Consider the following 2,406-nt stretch of genomic DNA (forward strand, 5'->3'; position numbering starts at 1 on the left):
CCGGATGGCGCCGGCGATGTTGATGCCGGTCGAGCCGCCGACGCAGAGCCCCTCTTCCTGGACAAGGTCGAAGATGATCGGCAGCGCCTCTTCGTCCGGGATCTGGAACGAAAAGTCGGGCGTGAACCCTTCGAGGTTCGCGGTGATGCGGCCCTGGCCGATGCCTTCGGTGATAGAGCTGCCGTCGGATTTCAGCTCGCCACTGGTGTAGAAGCTGAAGAGCGCCGCGCCCAGCGGATCGGCAAGCGCGATCTTGACGTTCTTGCTCTTGCCCTTCAGCCCCATCGCGACGCCGGCCAGCGTGCCGCCGGAACCGACCGCGGACACGAAACCATCGACCTTGCCGCCGGTCTGGGACCAGATCTCCTCAGCCGTCGTGCGTATATGGCCATCGCGGTTGGCGGTGTTGTCGAACTGGTTGGCCCAAATGGCGCCGTTCGGCTCCGACCGCGCTAGCTGCTCGGCGAGCCTGCCCGACAGTTTCACGTAGTTGTTGGGGTTCTTGTAAGGCACCGCAGGAACTTCGATCAGCTCGGCTCCGAGTATCTTGATCGTGTCCTTCTTTTCCTGGCTTTGCGTATCGGGGATGACGATGACGGTCCTGTAGCCGAGCGCCTTGGCGACCAGCGTCAGGCCGATGCCGGTATTGCCGGCCGTTCCCTCGACGATGAGGCCGCCAGGTTTCAAGAGCCCGCGCTGCTCGGCATCGCGAATGATGAAAAGGCCGGCGCGGTCCTTCACCGATTGGCCCGGGTTCATGAATTCGGCCTTGCCCAATATCTCGCAGCCGGTCGCTTCCGAAGCCTTGTTCAGCCGGATCAGGGGCGTGTTGCCGATGGCTTCGATGACAGAACGGGGCATCCGGGATTCCTTTGTGCTTGCGGCGAGACCCTAGAAACCGGAAGCTGCGGTTTCAAGGCAAGAATTTGCCTGGTCCAGTCGCATTCCGGACGCTGCGATGCTCGCGACCATTTCAACAAGGTATGCGAAAGCGCTCTTTTCTTTCGATTCCTTCGCCGCTAGAGCAAACTCGAAGCTATCACAAGGCATCGCATGACACTCTACCGGGCCAACCCGAAAGACGGTGTCGCCTGGATCACGGGCGGCGGCAGCGGCCTTGGCCGCGCTTTGGCCAGGGATTTCGCCAAGCACGGCTATGCCGTCGCGGTGACGTCGCTGCCGGACGAGCCGGTCGACACGCTGTTGGTCGAGACGGCGCAGATGAGCGGGCATGTGAAGTCCTTTCCCTGCGACGTGACCGACGAAGAAGGCATGGCGCGCACGGTCGCGGCGATCGAGAAGGAGATGGGGCCCATCATTCTCGCCGTCTTCAATGCCGGCAACTACATCGCGACCCCCGGCGAGCGCCTGGTCGTGCGTGATTTCCACCGCTCCTTCGCGGTCAACTATTTCGGCATCGTCAACGGCCTTGTGCCTGCCGTCGAGCAAATGCGCGGGCGCGGGCGCGGCCATGTCGTGCTGGTCGGGTCGGTCACTGCCTATTCCGGCTGGCCGACCACCGCGGCCTATGGCGGCACCAAGGCTGCGATCAACATCCTGGCGGAGTCGCTGAAATACGATTTCGACAAGATGAACATCCGCATTCAGGTGATGAATCCGGGCTTTGTCGACACGCCGCTCACCGAAAAGAACTCGTTGCCGATGCCTGGCCTGATGCCGGTGCACCGCGCCTCGCGGCGCATGGCGCGCGGCATCAGGAAAGGCGGCTTCGAAGTCACCTTCCCTTACCATGTAAGCTGGCCCCTGAAGCTGCTTGGGATATTGCCTCGGCCGATCTGCCGGCTGGTGATCAGGCTGACGACCAGTTGGAGGGCCAGGCCTCTGTTCATCGAGCCCAAGGCGTCCGGCGAAAAGGACCCTTCGCCAAACCGGAAGCCGGCGAAACAGTGATTGCCTGAGAGCAGTCGCAGCCATAGGTTGAGTATTGTTGCTTGGAGTCGGCGATGGGGCGTCGGATCGTGATTGCGGTACTGGGTCTCGCAGTCGTTCTTGTCGGCGGTTTCCTTCTTGGGCCCCGCGTGCAGGTCGACACGAAAATCCGTTTCGACCCCTCGGTGATCGGCGACGATCCGCAGGCCTATTTGGCGCGCGAAGAAGCCGCGGTACCGAACATCCGTGACGGGCTGGACAAGGAAATCATCTGGGCGAACCCGATGGTCCACGCCAAGACGAAGCTCTCGATCGTCTACATCCACGGGTTCTCAGCCTCGAAGGGCGAGGTTCGTCCCCTGCCCGATGATGTCGCCGAGGAATTGGACGCCAATCTCTTCTTCACCCGTCTGACCGGCCACGGGCAGGACGGCGCCGCCATGGCCGAAGGCAGTGTCAACGCCTGGATCAACGACTATGAGGAGGCTTTGGCCATCGGCCGGGCCATCGGCGACA

At 62.3% G+C, this 2,406-nt stretch carries 2 protein-coding genes and 1 pseudogene; 2 read left to right on the forward strand and 1 reads right to left on the reverse strand.

The window, feature by feature from the left end:
- Positions 1–861, reverse strand: an 861-nt coding sequence (locus Q0L57_RS12670; protein ID WP_296743120.1) for a cysteine synthase A, incomplete at its 3' end; no start/stop codon positions are given.
- A 192-nt stretch (positions 862–1,053) separates the two neighbouring features.
- On the opposite strand from Q0L57_RS12670, the gene Q0L57_RS12675 reads away from it, so the two are divergent.
- Together Q0L57_RS12675 and Q0L57_RS12680 are read left to right on the forward strand one after the other, a co-directional pair.
- Positions 1,054–1,911, forward strand: a complete 858-nt coding sequence (locus Q0L57_RS12675; RefSeq protein WP_296743122.1) for an SDR family oxidoreductase — start codon at positions 1,054–1,056, stop codon at positions 1,909–1,911.
- A gap of 53 nt (positions 1,912–1,964) precedes the next feature.
- Positions 1,965–2,406 (forward strand): annotated as a pseudogene (locus tag Q0L57_RS12680) (alpha/beta hydrolase); the annotation flags it as partial.

Origin of the sequence: Mesorhizobium sp. (genome assembly GCF_024509055.1) — a bacterium.
In the GTDB taxonomy this organism is placed as follows: domain Bacteria; phylum Pseudomonadota; class Alphaproteobacteria; order Rhizobiales; family Rhizobiaceae; genus Mesorhizobium.

Bases quoted from the DNA above. Each gene is read 5' to 3' on its own strand.
- Q0L57_RS12675 (WP_296743122.1), top strand. From the start codon at position 1,054: ATGACACTCTACCGGGCCAACCCGAAAGACGGTGTCGCCTGGATCACG.